General features: G+C 59.3%; 14 protein-coding genes. 4 read left to right on the top strand and 10 right to left on the bottom strand.

The window, feature by feature from the left end; all coding sequences use genetic code 11:
- Positions 1–352: 352 nt before the first annotated feature.
- From ACMG4N_RS14810 to egtB, 3 genes are all read right to left on the bottom strand, one after another.
- A complete protein-coding gene (locus ACMG4N_RS14810; RefSeq protein WP_035249412.1) occupies positions 353–877 on the bottom strand; it encodes an acyl-CoA thioesterase in 525 nt (174 codons plus the stop codon).
- A gap of 213 nt (positions 878–1,090) precedes the next feature.
- Positions 1,091–2,059, bottom strand: coding sequence for an L-histidine N(alpha)-methyltransferase (gene egtD / locus ACMG4N_RS14805; protein ID WP_297767023.1), 969 nt, complete (start codon positions 2,057–2,059; stop codon positions 1,091–1,093).
- Positions 2,056–3,300 (bottom strand): ergothioneine biosynthesis protein EgtB, encoded by a 1,245-nt coding sequence (egtB, locus tag ACMG4N_RS14800; RefSeq protein ID WP_297767021.1) that lies wholly within the window; start codon positions 3,298–3,300, stop codon positions 2,056–2,058. The genes egtD and egtB overlap by 4 nt, the downstream gene beginning before the upstream one ends.
- Before the next feature lie 162 nt (positions 3,301–3,462).
- Between egtB and ACMG4N_RS14795 the strand changes: the two genes are divergently transcribed.
- The gene (locus ACMG4N_RS14795; protein ID WP_062816786.1) at positions 3,463–4,233 is read left to right on the top strand and encodes a 3-hydroxyacyl-CoA dehydrogenase; all 771 of its coding nucleotides are present in this window, start codon (positions 3,463–3,465) and stop codon (positions 4,231–4,233) included.
- Positions 4,234–4,446: 213 nt separating this feature from the next.
- On the opposite strand, the gene ppnN is transcribed toward ACMG4N_RS14795, so the two are convergent.
- On the bottom strand, positions 4,447–5,814 hold the full coding sequence (gene ppnN / locus ACMG4N_RS14790) for a nucleotide 5'-monophosphate nucleosidase PpnN (protein ID WP_297768113.1): 1,368 nt from the start codon (positions 5,812–5,814) through the stop codon (positions 4,447–4,449).
- Positions 5,815–6,166: 352 nt separating this feature from the next.
- Here ppnN and ACMG4N_RS14785 point away from each other — a divergent pair, with 352 nt between their 5' ends.
- On the top strand, positions 6,167–6,382 hold the full coding sequence (locus tag ACMG4N_RS14785) for a hypothetical protein (protein WP_297768116.1): 216 nt from the start codon (positions 6,167–6,169) through the stop codon (positions 6,380–6,382).
- A gap of 176 nt (positions 6,383–6,558) precedes the next feature.
- Here ACMG4N_RS14785 and dinB read toward each other — a convergent pair whose 3' ends face one another.
- On the bottom strand, positions 6,559–7,662 hold the full coding sequence (dinB, locus tag ACMG4N_RS14780; protein ID WP_297768118.1) for a DNA polymerase IV: 1,104 nt from the start codon (positions 7,660–7,662) through the stop codon (positions 6,559–6,561).
- Between the two features lie 76 nt (positions 7,663–7,738).
- Between dinB and ACMG4N_RS14775 the strand changes: the two genes are divergently transcribed.
- Complete coding sequence (locus ACMG4N_RS14775) at positions 7,739–9,385, top strand: FAD-dependent monooxygenase (protein WP_414433317.1); 1,647 nt, start codon at positions 7,739–7,741, stop codon at positions 9,383–9,385.
- 135 nt (positions 9,386–9,520) lie between these two features.
- On the opposite strand, the gene ACMG4N_RS14770 is transcribed toward ACMG4N_RS14775, so the two are convergent.
- The 3 genes from ACMG4N_RS14770 to ACMG4N_RS14760 all read right to left on the bottom strand — a co-directional run bounded on the left by ACMG4N_RS14770 (position 9,521) and on the right by ACMG4N_RS14760 (position 14,355).
- Positions 9,521–10,336, bottom strand: a complete 816-nt coding sequence (locus tag ACMG4N_RS14770) for a putative RNA methyltransferase (RefSeq protein WP_414432230.1) — start codon at positions 10,334–10,336, stop codon at positions 9,521–9,523.
- A gap of 122 nt (positions 10,337–10,458) precedes the next feature.
- Entirely contained in the window at positions 10,459–12,408 is a 1,950-nt protein-coding gene (locus tag ACMG4N_RS14765) for a trypsin-like serine protease (RefSeq protein WP_414432228.1), read from the bottom strand.
- A gap of 27 nt (positions 12,409–12,435) precedes the next feature.
- Positions 12,436–14,355, bottom strand: a complete 1,920-nt coding sequence (locus ACMG4N_RS14760) for an acyltransferase family protein (RefSeq protein ID WP_414432226.1) — start codon at positions 14,353–14,355, stop codon at positions 12,436–12,438.
- A 216-nt stretch (positions 14,356–14,571) separates the two neighbouring features.
- On the opposite strand from ACMG4N_RS14760, the gene ACMG4N_RS14755 reads away from it, so the two are divergent.
- A complete protein-coding gene (locus ACMG4N_RS14755) occupies positions 14,572–15,576 on the top strand; it encodes an LLM class flavin-dependent oxidoreductase (RefSeq protein ID WP_414432225.1) in 1,005 nt (334 codons plus the stop codon).
- A 78-nt stretch (positions 15,577–15,654) separates the two neighbouring features.
- On the opposite strand, the gene ACMG4N_RS14750 is transcribed toward ACMG4N_RS14755, so the two are convergent.
- A complete protein-coding gene (locus ACMG4N_RS14750) occupies positions 15,655–17,334 on the bottom strand; it encodes a S1 family peptidase (protein WP_414432224.1) in 1,680 nt (559 codons plus the stop codon).
- 112 nt (positions 17,335–17,446) lie between these two features.
- On the bottom strand, positions 17,447–18,388 hold the full coding sequence (locus ACMG4N_RS14745) for a GGDEF domain-containing protein (protein WP_297768135.1): 942 nt from the start codon (positions 18,386–18,388) through the stop codon (positions 17,447–17,449).
- Between the last annotated feature and the right edge of the window lie 107 nt (positions 18,389–18,495).

The raw sequence follows: 18,495 nt of genomic DNA, 5'->3' as shown, positions 1-18,495 counted from the left end.
CTCGCTTCCAGCCAAAACAAAAAAGCCCCGGCATGCCGGGGCTTTTGCTGTCTGGAGAGGAATAACCTTTCTACGAAGTGACTGTAGGAGTTCCTCTTGAGGGACGAATCCGAGCTTGGGCGAGGAGGCAGGATATGTGATGCTTCCAGATCAATCTGGTGGCACCTGGAATCCCTGATCGCCCGGTGGGCGACTTCCTCGCTACGCGAGGTTCGCGGCTCGAGAGCCGCTCCTACAGCGGTATTTCTGCTCGGTGTGGGACCTAGCTGCGGAGGTTGGGTTGAGTTTGCGACATGCCTTTAGGCTGGACGCCCGCAGGGCGCCCCGAAGGGGTTTATCAAACCCAACAATGCTAGTCACTCTCCGTCAGCCGCCGCTTGGTCTGCAACAACCGCTTCCACTGTTCCACATACTCCGGCAGGGCCGGGGAGGTCTGGTTGAAGCCGGTGATTTCCTGAAGGGTCTGGGGGCTGATGGATTTGCCACCATAGACGTTGGCCACCCGCAGCAGGGCGTGGGTGTGCAGTTTGCGCTGGGATTCGAAGCGCTGATCGTAGTACACGTACTTGTCATCCCAGCCGAGAATACGGGTGTGCACCTGGAACTGCTGGTATGGTCGCAGCTCGCGGATGTAGGAAATCTCGGTGTTGGCCACCACGCCATTACAGCGCGCTTCGATCATGCGGTTGAGCAACCCGGTAACCACCGCGTGTTCCAGTCGGCAGCGATCCATGAACTTCAAGTACTTGGCGTTGTTCAGATGCATGTTCAGGTCAATATCCAGCAACCCCACCCGGTACTCCTGGGTGACAACATCAAACAGCTGGTGTGTGGGCGGCCGTTTACGACGGCGAGCCGCGCTGATCAGTTCGAGCATCCGATCTCCCTATGCCACGGTAGCCCGTGACCCCTTTTATTCTGTCGAAGACTGAATCGGCAAAAAAACGCGGTTCAGTATAACGGTACCAGTGCCAGTTCACACTATGCACTGATGTCAAAGTGATCAGTTTTACAGTCTTTGCCGTCCTGGCCAGCGTCTGGCGTGCGTTGCGGGGTGACATGGCCTGTGATTCACAGACGTTGTCGATGGTCAGGAACAGGCCAGATGCAGACTGAACAGACTGTCGCTGTCGGTCCAGCAGGCGGAGGGGGTGAAACCGGCGGCGACCAGTTCTGCGGAAAACCCTTCGACGGTGAATTTGTAGGAATTTTCCGTGTGAATACGGGTGCCGGCGGCGAGTGTCAGGCTATTTTTACCCAGCTGGATATGTTGGTCCTGCAGGCATTCCAGGTGCATTTCGATACGGTTTTGCGCGCTGTTGTAGAACGCCAGATGGCGCATGGTGTCGGTATCGAACCCACAATCCAGCTCCCGGTTCAGATGATGCAGTGCATTCAGATTGAAGGCAGCAGTGAGCCCTCCTGCATCATTATAGGCGGCGTGGAGTCGTTCTGAGGGTTTCTGCAGATCCGCTCCGATCAGCAGGGAACCGCCGGGGCCTGCCAGTTCGCGCAGGCCGCGCAGGAAAGTGGCCCGCTGTTCAGGCTCAAAGTTGCCGATGGTAGAGCCAGGGAAAAAAACCAGACGTCCGGGTTGTCGTAAGCCCTCCGGCATGGCCATGGCCTGGCAATAATCTGCGCACACGGCGCTGATATGTATGTGGGGGAAGTCCTCGGCCAGGCGCCGTGAGGCGCCAAGCAGGCATTCCCGTGAGATTTCCAGTGGCATGTAATGCGCCGGTTGCCAGGCATTGAGTAATACCCGCACCTTTTCGCAGCTGCCGGCACCGGGTTCGGCGATGGTATGGATGCCGTCCAGTCGTGACTGAATGTCCTCGGCGTAGCGATGCAGCAAGCTCGCTTCGGTACGGGTGGGGTAGTACTCCGGGGTGCGGGTAATCCGGTCGAAAAGGCTGGAACCGGTTTCGTCGTAGAAGAACTTGGGATGTAGTGTCGGTGTCGGCGCCCGCAGGGACTCGCTGACTTCGGCAAGCATGTCGGTGGTCGGTGGCTGCAGGTCGAAAAAGGTCAGGTTGGGGCCGAGCTGTTGCTGGTTCACGACGGGTCTCCCGCAAGCCGGATACCGCTGAACTGCCAGCGGTGGTGGGGGTAGAAAAAATTACGATAGCTGGCCCGCAAATGGTCTTGGCTGCTGGCACAGGAGCCGCCACGCAGCACCATCTGGTTACACATGAACTTGCCGTTGTATTCCCCCACCGCCCCTGCGGCTGCCTGAAATCCCGGGTAGGGCAGGTAGGCGCTGGCGGTCCATTCCCAGACATCGCCGAACAAGTGGGCCATGGCCGTATCGCGGGCCTGACCGGGCTGGTAGCTACCGTTGTCCACAAAATGTCCTTGCAGTGGTTGCGCTGTCGCCGCGTGCTCCCATTCCTGCTCCGAGGGCAGCCGCTTGCCGGCCCAGCGGGCATAGGCATCCGCTTCGTAATAATTTACATGGGCAAGAATCTGCCCATGGTGTAGCGGTTGTAGCCCTGCCAGAGTGAAGTGCCGGTCAAGATCCTCGTGCCAGTAAAGCGGCCGCTGGCTATGTTGCGCCTGTACCCAGGCCCAGCCGTCAGACAGCCATAACTCCGGTCGTCGGTAGCCGCCATCCTTGATGAATTCACGAAATTCGCCGTTGCAGACCGGACGGTTAGCCAGCGAAAAAGGCTCCAGCCAGACCCGGTGGCGGGGTGTTTCGTTATCGAAAGAAAAATCCTGGCCGCTGGCACCGATTTCCACCAAACCGCCACTGAAAGACTGAAAGCTCAGCGGTGCAGGGCTGTCTGCTTCAGTGAGAGGTTGGCCGAGGGAGGGCGACAGCGGATTGAAGGAGAGGCTGTATTTCAGGTCTGTCAGCAGCAGCTCTTGGTGCTGCTGCTCATGATTGAGTCCCAGTGTGACCAGATCTGTCAGGCCCGGTTGTTGTTCGATAAGGCGAACCATGGCGTCATCCACCTGTTGTCGCCAGGCATAGACTTCTTCGCCGGTGGGGCGTGACAAAAGGTGGCGTTGCGGGCGGGCGAACTGTTCGCCAATGCCGTTGTAGTAGCTGTTGAACAGGTACTCGAATTGCGGGTTGAACACTCGGTAGTCGGCGAGGTGGGGCTTGAGAAGAAAGGTTTCGAAGAACCAGGTGGTGTGGGCCAGATGCCAGCGTGGCGGACTCACGTCAGCGCAGGCCTGTAGCCCCATGTCTTCGGTGAGCAGGGGGGCGCAGAGCTGTTCGCTGAAGGCCCGGATACGCTGGTAACGCGCTATCAGTGTGGCGCTGGCGTCATGTCTGGCGGTATCTGGCAAGGTTTTCCCTCCCAATCCGGTTGTCAAAGAGTGGCACCCACTTTGAGCGAAAGCAACAATGTGACGCGTGAACGGGGTGGGTATACTGCGTGGCAGCATTTGTAATGGGTTGCTGTTGTTGACGCAGCGACAGCCCATGCCCTTTCACCACAAGGAGAGCATATGAATATTACCGATAAAGTTGCCGTGATTACCGGCGCTGCGTCCGGTCTGGGTCAGGCCACTGCTGAAGCGATTATTGCCAAGGGCGGCAAAGTCATGATCCTGGACCGTGACGACAAGCGCGGCCCGGAAGTGGCGGCGGAGCTGGGTGCCAATGCAGCTTTTGTGCAGACTGACGTGACCGACGAGGAGTCTGTAAAGGCGGCTATCGACGCCACCGTGGAAAAATTCGGTGCCATCCATGTGTGTGTGAACTGTGCCGGTGTGGGCTCTGCCATGAAGACCGTGGGGCGCGAGAACAAGCCCCATGATCTGGGCGTGTTCAACATGGTGGTCAAGATCAACCTGATCGGTACCTTCAACGTGGCCCGTCTGGCCGCTGCTGCCATGGCAGAGAATGAGCCGGGTGAAGACAACGAGCGTGGCCTGATCGTGAACACGGCTTCCGTGGCGGCCTTTGACGGTCAGGTTGGCCAAGTGGCTTACGCGGCCACCAAAGGGGGGGTGGTCGGCATGACCCTGCCTATCGCTCGCGACCTGGCGCCGCTGGGCATTCGCTGCAACACCATCGCCCCGGGTATCTTCAACACCCCGCTGATGAACGCCGCCCCGGACAAGGTGAAAATGCCGCTGATCGAAATGACCCAGTTTCCCAAGCGCCTGGGTAACCCGGCGGAATACGCTCAGCTGGTCTGCCACATGATCGAGAACAGCTTCCTCAATGGCGAGACCATCCGTATTGATGGTGGCATCCGTATGCAGCCGCGGTAAGAGCAGCTGCGAGCGACTAGCTGCTAGCTACGAGTGAAACGAAAAAGCCCCGGATTTCCGGGGCTTTTTTCGTTCTACGAAGCTGCCGTAGGAGCGGCGCTTGAGCCGCGAACTGTTTTGGGGAATGCCTTAGCAAGTAAGTTCGCGGCTCAAGCGCCGCTCCTACAAAATGTCTTACCTCGGAGCTAGCAGCTAGAAGCTAGCTCCTTTCCTTCACCCCACCAACGCATAGCACGGCACGTAATGACTCCCGGGCAGCTTCATGCGGTGTTGCTCCACAAATGCCTGCAGCAACTCATCAAGGTGCTTCATCAACTCGCCCGGGGCGTGCAGGCGGTAGGGGCCGTGTTGTTCGATGGCGTGGATGCCCTGTTCTTTCACGTTGCCAGCGACGATGCCGGAGAAGGCGCGGCGCAGGTTGGCGGCCAACAGGTGGACCGGCTGATTGGCGCTGAGATCCAGGCTGGCCATGGCCTCGTGGGTAGGCTCGAACGGTTGTTGGAATTCCAGGGGGATTTTCAGTCGCCAGTTGAAGTAGAAGGCGTCGTCGTTATCCCGGCGGAACAGGGTGAGGCGATCAATGCCGGCGCACATGGCCAGGGCCACGGCCTCCGGATCATCAATGATGATCTGGTAGCGCTCGGCGGCTTTCTCTCCCAGGGTATAACGGATAAAGGCATCCACCTGGCGAAAATACTCCGCGCTGCTGGCTGGCCCGGTCAGCACCATGGGCAGCGGCATATCTGCGTTGTCGGGATGCAGTAACACGCCGAGCAGATAAAGAATTTCCTCGGTGGTGCCTACCCCGCCAGGGAAGACAATGATGCCGTGACCCACCCGCAGAAACGCTTCCAGTCGTTTCTCGATATCCGGCATGATCACCAATTCGTTGACGATAGGGTTGGGGGCCTCAGCGGCGATAATGCCCGGCTCGGAGATTCCCAGGTAACGACCGTCCTTGAAGCGTTGTTTGGCATGGGCCACATGGGCGCCCTTCATGGGCCCTTTCATGGCGCCGGGCCCGCAGCCGGTGCAGATATCCTTGTGGCGTAAGCCGAGCTGGTAGCCCACGCTCTTGCTGTAGTCATATTCGACCCGGGAAATACTGTGGCCCCCCCAGCACACCACCATATTGGGGGACGCCCCGGCTCGAAGCGCCCCGGCATTACGGAGGATATGGAACACCGCATTGGTGATGCCCTGGCTGCTGCTCAGGTTGAAGCTGTCGTTATTCTGGATTTCGTTGGCCACATAAACCAGATCGCGCAGCACTGCAGACAGGTGCTCGCGAATCCCGCGAATCATGCGCCCGTCCACAAAGGCCCCGGCAGGGGCATTGTCCACCTTGAGTCGTAGCCCCCGGTCCTCCTGGATCACCTCGATATCAAAATCCTTGTAGGTCTCCAGCACCTGACGGCTGTCATCGGTGGGGGTGCCGCAGTTGAGCACCGCCAGGGCGCAACGGCGTAGCAGCTCGTGCAGGCCGCTGCCGGAGGTGTCACGCAGGCGTTCGACTTCGTGCTGGCTGAGTACTTCCAGGCTGCCTTCCGGAGCAACAATGGTGGATACCGTTTCGGTCATAGGGTCGGGTCCGTCGCAAAATAATCGTTATTCGGGGGCTGCCGGGCAGCCCGTGCGGCTACGAAGCCGTCGCCGCCCATCCCAAAGACAGGGGCACTTTACAAGAGTACCCCAGATGACAATCCCTGTGAGTGAAGAGTTGCAGGCCCGGCGTCCCTGGGGTTACGACAGACTCTTTTACAATTTGCCGGGAACGCCACGCCGCCCCAGGCGTCCGAATCTTTATCAAGTCTGGCACACTGACTGCATGGTTGATCTGTGTCATATGGCTGTCGCTAAGCGTCGCCATACTTGGTCGATTGGGAACCGGCACAATGCCGGCCCGTTAATGAGGTTTTATCTGGAGCAAAGCATGTTGCTCAAATATCTGAATCAGCTGGAACAGGCGGTGAAGGCCGCGTCCGAACACCCGGATACGGATTCCATGAACCGCTGTGCCGATTGTGTGGCCACCCTGGATGCCTACCTGGATGCCCAGATGGAGCCGGTACAGCGCCGGGGCCGGGAACTGATGGATGGGCTGATCCCTTCGGATTTGCACAGTCGCGTCTGCCAGCGGGTGCATTGAAGCTCCCACGTTCCCGGTAGGAGCGTCGCTGGCGGCGCGATAGCCAAAGGCCGGAAAAGATAGATTTACCACAGAGGGCACAGAGCTCGCTGAGGAAAAGAACGGATTTTCTTGGTGAGCTCTGTGCCCTCCGTGGTGAAAATCCTTTTGATCCGGGTCTGTTATTGGCGCCGCCCCTAGAGCCGATTACGCTGATGCCGCAGCGCTTTTTCCCTTTCTTCCGGAAACAGGTCCGGCTGCTGCGGGGCTTTCAGGTCGCGCAGGCGAGCGCCGATACCGATCAGGCGGGCAGGGCCCTGGCGGCGTTCCCATAGCTGTCGCAGAAGTGCCTCGAAATGGGCCGGGTCCAGATCGTCTCCCACTTTGTCGCAGCTCAGGCTGACAAAATCCTGATACTTCACCTTGGCGGTCAGCCCGCTGATCAGATAGTGCTGGTCGAGCTTGTCGAAGCGGGCCTTGAGCTTTTCCAGCAGGCCATCCAGCTCTCTCAGCCAGGCATTCAGATCCACCTGATCCTTGTCGTAGGTTCGCTCTACAGACACGGATTTGCGACGCCGGCCGGTTTGCACGGGCCGATTATCTTCGCCACGACTCAGGTGGTAAAGCCGCTCACCGAAACTGCCGAAGTGCTGAGACAGTTCCAGCCGACTCATGTTCTGCAGGTCGCCGCAGGTATGCAGGTTTAGCCCGGCCATGCGCTCGCCGGTAACCCGGCCCACGCCGGAAATCTTTTTTACCGGCAGGGCCGCCACAAAGTCGTCTACCTGAGCGGGGGGAATCACAAAGAGCCCGTCCGGCTTGCGCCAGTCGCTGGCCACCTTGGCGAGAAACTTGTTGGGGGCCACGCCAGCGGACACGGTAATTCCCAGTTCCCGACGAATGTCCTGCCTTAACGCCTCGGCAATGCGGGTTGCGCTATTATCGAACTGGTCGCTGGCGCTCACGTCCAGAAACGCCTCGTCCAGCGACAAGGGCTCGATCAGGCTGGTGTAACGGCGAAAGATGTCATGGATCTGTGTGGAGACCTTGCGATACTTGTCGAAGTTGGGCGGTACAATGACCAGTTCCGGGCAGAGTCGCAGAGCCTGTGACGAGGCCATGGCTGAATGCACCCCGAAATGACGGGCCGGATAATTGCAGGTGGCGATAACGCCGCGTCGGTTAGGGTCGCCCCCGACGGCCACGGGACGATGACGCAAGGTCGGGTCATCACGCATTTCCACGGCGGCATAGAAGCAGTCGCAGTCCACGTGGATAATCTTGCGTGAGGCCTGTGCCATGAATGAACTCTGGGATGTGGCAGGATTGAAAATCGGGTTGCCTGTGTCACACGGGCAGCCCTAAGGAGAGTGTAACATCGGCATTACCGGTAACCGCACACCGCAGGTCCTGATTGTTGGCGCCGGCCCCACAGGCCTGGCGCTGGGGATCGGCCTGCGTCGACACGGCATTGATTGCTGCATTATCGACCGGCTCGCCGAGCCGTCCCCCTGGTCCAGGGCCCTGGGGCTACACGCCCGTAGCCTGGAAATTTTTGCTGCCCTGGAAGTGCTGGCACCGATCCGCAAGGCCTCGCGCACCATGCGCGCCGTGTCTGTCTATGGTGACAAGGGCTTCCTGTTCGAGCTGGATCTGACCAGCCTGGATGCCCCGTATCCCTGGGTGCTGAGCTGCCCCCAGTCCGATGTGGAAAAAGCCCTGACGGAACGCTATCGAAGTCTTGGTGGCGAGCTGATCCGTGGCACAGAGTTGCTCGATTTTACCCAGGATGGTGCAGGCGTCCGCGCCCGGATACGGCAAGGTGCCGACGTGGAAACGGTCAGCTGTGATCTGCTTGTCGGCGCAGATGGTGTCGGTTCCACCGTGCGTCAGCAGTTGGGCATCGGCTTCAATGGCGTCGATTACGACGAACATTTCCTGCTTGCGGATGTGGACTGGCAAGGGCCCTGGCGCAGTGATAGCTCCCATGGCTTTTTGCAGGAGGACGGTCTGCTGATCGCCTTGCCGTTACCAAAAGGCTGGCGGTTGATCATGGCCAGGGAGCAGGCCTGGGAAGGTGAACTGAGCCTGCAGCCCTTTACCGACCGGCTGACGTCTATTCTTGGCGAAACGCCGGATCTGGGTGAGCCTCGCTGGATCAGCCGCTTTTCCGTGCAGAGGCGGCTGGCGCATCATTACCGGCGCAACCGGGTGTTTCTGGCCGGCGATGCCGCCCATGTACAGAGTCCGCTGGGCGCCCAGGGAATGAACACTGGCCTGGCAGATGCCTTTAATCTGAGCTGGAAACTGGCGTTCTACCTCAAGGGCTATGGCAGCGGTGCCTTGCTCGACAGCTACGAGCAGGAACGCAAACCGGTGGCAGATAAGATGCTGCACGGGGTGGACATGTTATCGCGGGCCTCGTTGGTGAAGCTGCCCATGCTGCGGCGCACCCGCGACTCCCTGTTGAAAATGGCGGGAGGACGGACCGGTCTGTCCAGGCGCTTGCTACGCAGGGCCAGCCAGCTGGATGTGCATTATCGGTCCTCGCCGCTGGTGGGCTGTGGCCCGGAAGCAGAGCTGGGCTGGCGCAATCGGGGACCGTTGCCCGGTGACCGGCTTCCCGATGCGGCGCTTCGCTCTGTGCGCACTGGCCACCTTCACCAGCTCCATGATCTGTTGCGAAAACCGGTTCATCACCTGTTGCTGCAACTGGGCGATAACCCCGAGCACAATGAACGGCTGGTGCTGTATGCACTGAGCGATCGTCTTGGTCAGGAATATCGTGAGCGTGTTCACCTGACGGTTATCGTGGCCCCTGATACCCCGAGTGAAGAGATCCCCCGGGAGGGCACCACCCGTATTTGGCAGGATCATCAAGGAGAGTTTGGCAAGGCCTTCGGCGACGGGCCGAGAATGTGGCTGATGCGCCCTGATGGTCATCTGGCCTACCGGGCGCCGGTGAGCAATGCCAACCATCTGCTGGAGTATCTGGATACGGTGCTGGGGAGAGGTAACAGTTAACAGTGAATAGTTAACAGCGACGCGCGCAGTGTCGTTTCTGTTCGTAAACGCAAGAAGCCGCGCCCAGCCTCTGGGCGCGGCTTCTTTGCTATGAATACAGCAAGCGTTTTCCGCGCAACTGCTCACTATTCACGGTTAACTGTTCACTGCTTTTGTCCATCGCTGAATCACAAAGTGCGCATTCATGGCTTTGCCGGCCAGCTTGCCGATACCAGCTTTGGCCTCGGGCTTGGCGCGCCAGTGATGTGGCGTCATGGCCAGCAGGTTTTGTAATTCCTGTTCGTCATCGGGAGTCCACTCCAGGTGGATATCTTGGCTATCGATCTGCGTAAAACGCGCATCCAGAAATTTGCCCGCGTCGAACCCGGATTGACGAACCTCCTCATAGAGGGCCTCGCGCAAGGGCAGCAGATGCTGTTCTCCGGTACCCACCACAATCAGTTCGCCGCCGGGTTTCAGCACCCGGGCAATATCATCGGTGAATAGCCGTGTGAACAGCACAAAAACGCGCTGCTGGCTGGCGTCGAAGAGAGGCAACCGAGCGCCACTGGCCACCAGCCAGGTCAGTGCCTTGTCCCGCTTGGCGGCTGCATCCACGGCAAACTTGGAAATATCAACGCCCATGCCGTTGTCGCTTCCCAGCCGTCGGGCGAACTGGCAGGTATACCAGCCTTCTCCGCAACCGATATCCAGCCAGGGCTGGTCATCGTCGTCCAGCCCGGCCAGCAGCGCATCGGCGAGGGGCTGATAACGCCCCATTTCCAGAAATGCCGTACGGGCCTGCACCATGGCTTTGTCATCACCCGGTGCGCGTGAGCGGCGGTGCTGGGCCAGCAGCAGGTTGGTATAGCCGCGTTTGGCCCGGTCGAAGCGGTGGCTGTTGTCGCAGAGCCAGCTATTGCCGGTGAGTTGCAGGGGCTGGTCGCAGCTGGGGCATTTGAGGTTGGGCATGGTATGGATGCGACCCGGGAAGGGCGCATTTCACTGTGGAAGAGGGCTGCATTGTCGCAAATTATCCAGACAATAAAAAAGGGCCAGCAACGGCTGGCCCTTTTTGTGCTTCCGGTTGATGGTCAGGCTTTACGGCGATAAAGCCCTAACAGCATCAACATGGACAGTAATCCAGCCGGCAGGCTACCGCCGCCACCGCCAGAACCGCCCGGTGCCAGAGTAGCAGGAGGCGCCACACTGGGGCATTCCTCAAGGTCTTCGCGGCTGAAATCCAGTGCAACGTTAGCTTGCAGAACGGAGCCTACCTGCGCCCCGTTGTCGCTATCCACATTGATTGAAATAGTTTCGGTAGTTTCAGCTGCGGCCTTGATCGCAATGGTTGAGGTTTGTTCTGCACCGGCTTCCAGTAGGCCGAGCTGACATTCATAGTCGCCGGCTTCCACGGTACAGGATGTGCTTCTCTTGCTGACCAGAGTGATCGTTTCCGGTAGTGAGCCGAAGGCAAAAGTGCCTGTGGAATCAATCACATCGTCCAGGTTGGCCACGCTTGTTTCGATGCGCATTTCCACACCGTTATTTCGGTTGGACAGACAGACTGGCTCTGCGGTAATGGACAGTTCGGGCTGGCCCAGTTGCAAGGTGACAGTGCCGCTGTTGTTAAGACGGTGGTAATCCCGGCTGTTATCCAACTCGACAGAGACCTGGAAGGGAACAGCGATGCCGCTCTGGCTGTTGGCATCAACCGCTGTAAAGGCCAAGGGTTTGGTTGAGCCGCCGGAGATGGCCTCGCCGTCATAAACGCATTCGGTAACGTCATTGTCAGAAGGGGAGCAGGACAGCCCGGCTTCTGCCGCAGAGGGTGTCAGGGTGAATTCCTTGGGGTGTTCAATGACAAGAGAGAAATCAGTCGCTCCTCGGGTACCTGCGTTTTCTACCGGAACCTGGAAATCGATATTCACGAATCCCTGAAAATTGTTGCTTCCATCAGCAATAGTGAGGTCACGGAGCGCCAGGTTTTCACTGCTGGTTTTTCGTTCGATCCAGTCGAGATATTGTGAGACCCGGGTGTAGACAGACGGGATCTCCGGGTCGCCACATTTGTCATCCAGGGAATAGCCAAAACTGGTAATGCCGACCTGGGGGCTGTCATTCAGTGTCGCGCTGGTCAGGAACAGTGGGCCGCCACTATCGCCCTGGCAGGAGTCTTCGCCAAAAGGGTCGCCAGCATCGGGTGACGGTTCATTGGCGCAGAGCATGGTATCCAGAATCTGGTCGCCATTGGTATAGAGATCAATGATGGTCTGGCACGATGCATTGGTGACATAGTCCAGGGCTACTTCCTGAAGCTCCACAAACGCCACGGGTTCCAGGTCGGGGTCTTCGTCCCGGTTCTCATAGGTGGCGATCCCCCAGCCTAATACGCTGAGAATGTCATCGTAGCTGACAAGGTTTTCCAGGGCGTTATCGGTATCAAGCTTGGCCAGCACCCCGGTCTGGATAGTGGCAGTGCCTGTATCGGCTGGTTCTGCCAACCGGATCAATGCAATATCGTTTTCAAACGTATTTTCGTTGAAGCCGGCGTGGACGATGATATTCGCGGCGTCGAGCAAGAGCGGGCTATCTGGGGAGACCTCCAGAGTTTGGCTGCCGACCAGGAGTTCGAGTTCACTGGCCGGGGTTGTAACGATGCCGGAGCGGACACAGTGTGCTGCGGTCAGCACCCAGTCCCGGGACAGCAAGGTGCCGCCGCAGACCTGTCCTTGACCAACCGGGAAAGGTTGCTCTGCATCGATGGCGTCTTGTTTTCTCTGTTTATCAATCAGAGCAACCAGTGTGTTCCAGTTAGTGTCAGCGGTCTCCCCGCCGACAACTCTTGGTGAGGCGGTTGCAGCGAACAAGGTGCTGCAGGCCAGTGTGGAAGCCAGTGCGGCAATCAAGCGGTACTTCATGTGAAATTCCCCAGATGAATCAAAATGCCCAAAAAGCGGCATTCTAGGTGCGGTTAGCGCTGAAAGATGTAGGAAAAACGCCATACTTTTTGTAGTCAGCATGGCTGGTGTGACGTGCTTCACATTCCTTGTCAGCGTTTCCGAGAGGGGTTAAGGGCTTTTTGGTAGTGGATTCCCGAACCGTTCCAGATACACCTTGCCAATCTCCGTTGACCCCACATGGTTAAGATGACTTTCATCCCGGTACAAGGGGATGCCATTCAGTACGGTCTGGCAGCGGTTTTCGCCGCAGACGGCCTGTCTCGGATTGATCCAGATGATCTCCGGGAAGCGTTCCTGCACGGTTTGCTTGAAGCGATAGAAGTTGGCCAGGCGCTTTTCGGCTTCCACCGCATCAATGGAGCAATCGTCCATATTTTTCAGCAGGCATTCCGCGTAGGACGCGGAGGGCAGTTCCGGGACGTCTTCAATGAGGATAACGGTGTGACCCTGGGCGTGCAGCCAGGCCACGGTGTCCACAAAGTAGGTCTGGAACGAGTCGTTTTGCAGGTAGGCATTCCACCAGGCGTTGACGAAGACGGTCATGGGACGCTGTTGCAGATACTCGGCCAGGGCGGCGTTGCGTTCGGTTTTTTCCGGGTCGCCGAAGGCGTTGGCGGAGTGTTCGGGGATCACGAAGGGTGTCGAGGCGCGGGTAACCACCAGCATGGAATGGCGGTTACCGATCAGCTGCTCCACGAAACCCAGCAGGGCGATGGCGTGGGAATCACCGATCAGCATGGTATCCGGCTGGCCGTTTTTCGGCTCGGCGCCGAACATGCAGGCTTTGCCCTTGTTGAACTCCGTGGGATCTCCCTTGAAGCATCGCTTGTAGAGGTCTGCGGCATTGTTCTCGGCGATGATGCTGTAAAGCTCGCGGCGATCTTCCGGGATGCGGAAGCTCAGGTCATCGGCGATGCGGATAGTGGACTGGATCGCCCAGATGATCAGCAACGGCACGAAGATGAACACCATGAAGGATTTCTTGAAGCTCCAGGGGCGGTTGCGGTAGCGGTTTTCCACCAGGCGGTAGCTCAGCCACGACAGCGCCACGACGACGGCCATCAGCAGCAGACGATTGCTCCAGGTCAGTTCTATCAGCTGATAGTGCAGCAACGCCACCGGCGGCCAGTGCCACAGATACAGGGAGTAGGAAATGCCGCCCAGAAACACCATCACCGGCAGGCTGAGCAGGCGGGCGGTTAGAGTGCCGGTCTGGTGCAGGCCGGCATAGATCACCATGGCGGTCCCCAGGGTGGGCCACAGGGCGTTATAGCCGGGGAAATGGTCATGCTTGGTCAGCAGCAGGCCGGTGGCGATGATCATGGCCAGTCCCAGACCCGCGAGAATTTCTGCACCGGGCCGGTTCAGGGCCGGAAGCTGACGGCTGAACAGGGCCACGCCGGTGCCCAGCATGAATTCAAAAAGGCGGGCGGGCAGCAGGTAATAGGCGGCAGAGGGATAGGCGCCGGCCAGATAGACCGACAGTGCAAAGGTAGCGATTAGTGTGATGCGGAACGGCCAGTGGCCGTCACGCCCCTTGCCGAACCGGTAGGCAAGGTACAGGGCCAGAGGCCAGATCAGGTAGAACTGCTCTTCCACAGCCAGCGACCAGGTGTGCAGCAGCGACAGGGAGCGGGTTTCCGGGGCGAAGTACTGGGCCAATTCCTGGAAATAGTAGATATTGCTCAGGCCTACCAGTGAGGACAGCCAGCTCTTGGCAAAGATGTAGTAGGCATCGCCGATATAGAAGGGCGAGATCATCAGGAAGGTGACGGTGGACACCAGCAGGAACAGGGGCACCAGACGGCGGATACGACGGGCGTAGAAATCGCGGAACTGGAAGGTGCCTTTTTCAAAAGCCCGCTGCAGGAGCTGGGTGATCACGAACCCGGAAATGACGAAGAACACATCCACGCCGATGAAACCGCCGGTGATGCCAGGAACGTCGTAGTGGTAGAGAATCACCAGCACAACGGCCAGCGCACGCAGCCCTTCGATATCGGCACGGTAGCTTGGCGTGGTCTTCAAGGTGTTCTCCCCGGAATGATCAGCAAAGCGGGGAGAATATAGGGCGGTGGCAGGGCAAACAAGACTGGGCGGGCTTGCCCCCGCAGGGATAACGTCCTTCTCGCGTTTATCGTTTGAGCGTGACGGAGCATGGTCCGAACATGATTCAGGGTGGCGTTGTTGCATGGTAATGTGAGCGCCGAGCCAATTCCTCCGGCTGTTATCAAGGAGCATTCTGTGGCGACATCCCTGCCGTTTTCCCTGCTGGAACTGGCCTCGGTCCGTGAAGGCGACACCATCGGCCAGACCCTGGCCAACAGCGTGGCCTATGCGCGCCATGCGGAGTCCCTCGGCTTCAGCCGGTTCTGGTTGGCCGAGCATCACAACATGGAGGGCATCAGCAGTGCCGCCACGTCGGTGTTGATTGGTCACATCGCCAATGCCACGGAAACCATACGGGTGGGCTCAGGTGGGGTGATGTTGCCCAATCATCCGCCACTGGTGATCGCCGAGCAGTTCGGCACCCTGGAAATCCTGCATCCCGGCCGGATCGATCTGGGGCTTGGCCGGGCGCCGGGCACCGACCCGATGACCAGCCGCGCCCTGCGGCGCGAAGGCCTTGGTGCCGAGCAGTTCCCCCATGACGTGGCCGAATTGCAGCGGCTGCTGGGGCCGCTGGATCGTTCACGCCCGGTCAATGCCATACCCGGTGCCGGCACAGAAGTGCCGATCTGGTTGCTGGGCTCCAGCCTCTACAGTGCGCAACTGGCGGCCCAGCAGGGGCTGCCCTATGCCTTTGCCGGGCATTTTGCGCCGCGTCTCTATCGCGAAGCGCTGCGCCTCTACCGGGAGCAATTTCAGCCGTCGGCCCAGCTGGACAAGCCCTACGCCATGCTGGCGGTACCGGCGGTGGCGGCGGATTCCGATGAGGAAGCCCATTTTCTTACCACCACCAGCTATCGACGTATCCTGTCCCTGTTTCGCGGCCAGCCTCTATGGATGCGCCCGCCGGTGGAGAGTATGGACGGGTACTGGAATCCGGAAGAAGAGGCGGGCGTAAGAGGGTTTCTGGCGCTGCAATTGCTGGGCACTGCCAACACTATCCAGGGGCAGCTGGATCAATTGCTCGATAGCGTAGAAATTGATGAATTGATGGTGACTGTCGATCTCTACGATCCGGAAAAGCGTCGCCACGCTCTGGATATTCTGGCGTCGCTGCCGCAGTTTTGTCGCGAGCAGTAGCGACAGCGCCAGACTGTGTTGTTGCAAAGCGAATGGTCCTTCGCCTTGTGAAAAAGGCGCCAACAGGACAGGAAGGGGCTAGCGGTGTTGTGCTTTGGCGCGCGTGTTGCGCAACACCAGTAGCAGCCCGGCCAGCAGGGTGAGGATGGCCGGGGCTCCACCGCCACTGCTGCCACCTCCCGTCTGCGTCGGGGCCGGGGAGGGGTATCGCAAGGTCAGTGTGGCCCTGCTGTCGCTATCGTTTGGCACGTCCCCATTACCAGAGAAACCGGTAAAGGTAACGGCCTGGTTGTCTCCGGTGTCTGAGACAAACGTCAGATTCAAGGTTCGGCTGCCGCTGGCGGCTAAATTGCCCACCGGGCACCGTAGCGGGTTGGACAAGGTACAGCCCAGTTCGTCAGCGTTTGCCAGGGTTGTATTGAGCGGCAGGGAAAAGCGGATTTCCCCATCGGTAGCGCCATTGAGGGTGGACCGATTGCTGAGCGTTACCGCTACCCTGGCTTCACTGGTGTTGCCGCTCTGCTGGATGGCGGACAGAGCCAGATCCGGCTGGTTGGAGAACACCACCTTCTGCGTAATGCGGTTATTGCGGCGTCGGTAATCATCCTGATTGGCAGTGGCGGAGATGGCCACAGTGACCACCTGATCGGCGCCGCTATTGCCATCAATCACCAGATCCTGGGGAACACTGCCGCTGGCCGCGAGGCTGGCGACGGGCCGACAGCGGTTGCCGGAAAGCAGGCCGCCACACCCGGACCAGCGTCCACTGGCAAAGGTATTGCCAGTGAGACTAAACCCCAGGATCGGATTGGTAACAGTGTTTTCCTTACTGTCGTTTTTCAGGGTCAGGGTCAGCGTCTGGCTGCCGCCGGGGGGCTGGTAGTAATACTGCGGTGGTGGTGTGAGCCATTCAGGGAGTAAGTCCACCAGAGGGATACCGGCGGAAGCGGTCAACACTTCCAGCTCCCGGGTTTCCGCAGACAGATGCGTATAACCCGATGGCGCGCCGGTGGCACAGTTACGCAGGCCAAAACTTGTCAGGCCGACCAGCCAGGGTTGTCGGTCCCGGTCCAGAAAAAGGGGGCCGCCGCTATCACCAAAGCAGGAGTCTTGCTGGACGCCGTTGACCGGGTTCAACTCGGCGGCGCAGACCGCAAAGTTGGTGATGGTAAGACTGGATAGCTCTCGACAGCGCTGCTGGGGGATGTAGTCCAGTTGCACTTCTCGGAGCACATTGCTGAGGTTGCCGGCGCCGGTATCGCCCCATCCCAGAGCAGTGACAGACTCATCCAGCGCACCGGTACTTCGCCGCTCCAGATCGTCAAAGTTGTCCTTGCTGATGATGCTGGGCCACAGAGTATTACCACGGGGGTCGATACGCAGGAGGGCCAGATCGCGGTCCAGATTTTCGTACTGACGATGTACCAGGATCTGTCGGACGGGAATGCCGTTCTGTGGGACATTATTGCGATCGGTGTCACCGATAAAAACGAAGGTTCGATTCGCTTCCGCGCGCTCGCCGCTGAGATATTCCATGCAATGAGCCGCCGTCACCAGCCATTCCGGGCTGAGCTGGCTGGCGCCACAGAGCAGATAGCCGCTCACACTGGGATCGTCAACGGCCAACTGGGCCATCCAGGGCCAGCGATCAACCGGTGCCGGTTCGCCACCCACAATTCGAGCGGTGGCGGTGTCTGCGAGGGCGCTGGAGAAGGGGAGTGTGGCGAGCCCTGCCAGCAGAGCGATACGACGGAACATGACAGCTGCCTTGCACGTTTTTCACCATTTTATCGGCTTTTACGGCAAGGCAGTGTGAGCTTATGTATCTGACCCGAATTCACCAATTCGAGTCTTGTTTTGGGGATGGGGTTCAGTGCATGGGCGGGGCGTGGGCCAGCCAATGGTCGTTGTCGTCCCGGGTGCGGGCCATGGAACTTTGCAGGTGGGCCAGCGCCTGTTCCAGAGCGGCATCACCATCAGTCAGGGTCATGATGGCGGCGCGCAGGCCAGGGTGGCGGTCGCGCAGATCATTGAGTAGCTGCTCAGCGGCGGCGGTGGCGGTGCAGGGCAGCAGCAAGGCCAGATGCTGTTCGTCATAGCGCGCGGCCACATCGCTGCGGCGGATACGGTGGGCCACCCGGTTGGCCAGCTGGGGCAGCTCATCGTGATGCACCAGCGCCAGGGTCATGGGTGAGGAAATCCGGTCATGCAGCGGCACCAGCCAGCCGGCGGTGCTGATCAGCGCCTCGCGGCTGATGAAATCCGTATCCGGATCCCGCCAGGTGGCTTCCAGGGCCGCCCGGGCCAGGGCCTGGTTACGCCAGATCATCAGCCCGAAATAGAGCATACAGGCGCTCAGGGCGATGACCAGAAACAGGCTCGCCGAGGCAGACGGCGTGGTCACATAGCTCAGCCGGATCGGCAACACGAAGGCCAGCACGATTTCCGCACCGGCCAGCATGATCAGGAAGCGTTTGATACCGTGCAGCAGGCCGTTGCTGAGTACGGCGATAAACAATAGCGCCATGGTGGGCGGCGGGTTGCCCGGGTCCAGCAGTAGCACAATGCCCAGGGTCAGCAGATCCAGACCGGAAGCAAACGCATCGCCATTGGCAGGCCGCCAGAACAGCAGCAGTAGCTGCAGGCCCACATAGGCAGCAAACAGCAGCCAGGGCGTGGCCTTTGGCAGCGCAAAGAAGAAGCTGTCCGCGTGATGGAAATAAATCACGGCCAGGGCGGCAAACAGGGCCCGGGCCAGGTACTGCATGATCACCACACCCTGATCCGAGGTGATACGGCTGGAAGTCGTCATGATTCATCGATCCCCGGTGACTTATGGAGCCTCTGAATAGCTCCTTGTGTGCTCAGTCTTTCAGGCTGGCTCGCAATCTATACTCGCAGAGCACAGAGGGCGCGATT

Origin of the sequence: Alcanivorax sp. IL2 (assembly GCF_047495475.1) — a bacterium.
GTDB lineage: Bacteria > Pseudomonadota > Gammaproteobacteria > Pseudomonadales > Alcanivoracaceae > Alcanivorax.
This window is presented reverse-complemented; position numbering and strand designations above follow the sequence as displayed.

Coding starts and splice junctions, on each gene's coding strand:
- ACMG4N_RS14810 (WP_035249412.1), bottom strand. CDS start 877: ATGCTCGAACTGATCAGCGCGGCTCGCCGTCGTAAACGGCCGCCCACA.
- ACMG4N_RS14795 (WP_062816786.1), top strand. CDS start 3,463: ATGAATATTACCGATAAAGTTGCCGTGATTACCGGCGCTGCGTCCGGT.
- ppnN (WP_297768113.1), bottom strand. CDS start 5,814: ATGACCGAAACGGTATCCACCATTGTTGCTCCGGAAGGCAGCCTGGAA.
- ACMG4N_RS14785 (WP_297768116.1), top strand. CDS start 6,167: ATGTTGCTCAAATATCTGAATCAGCTGGAACAGGCGGTGAAGGCCGCG.
- dinB (WP_297768118.1), bottom strand. CDS start 7,662: ATGGCACAGGCCTCACGCAAGATTATCCACGTGGACTGCGACTGCTTC.
- ACMG4N_RS14770 (WP_414432230.1), bottom strand. CDS start 10,336: ATGCCCAACCTCAAATGCCCCAGCTGCGACCAGCCCCTGCAACTCACC.
- ACMG4N_RS14750 (WP_414432224.1), bottom strand. CDS start 17,334: ATGTTCCGTCGTATCGCTCTGCTGGCAGGGCTCGCCACACTCCCCTTC.
- ACMG4N_RS14745 (WP_297768135.1), bottom strand. CDS start 18,388: ATGACGACTTCCAGCCGTATCACCTCGGATCAGGGTGTGGTGATCATG.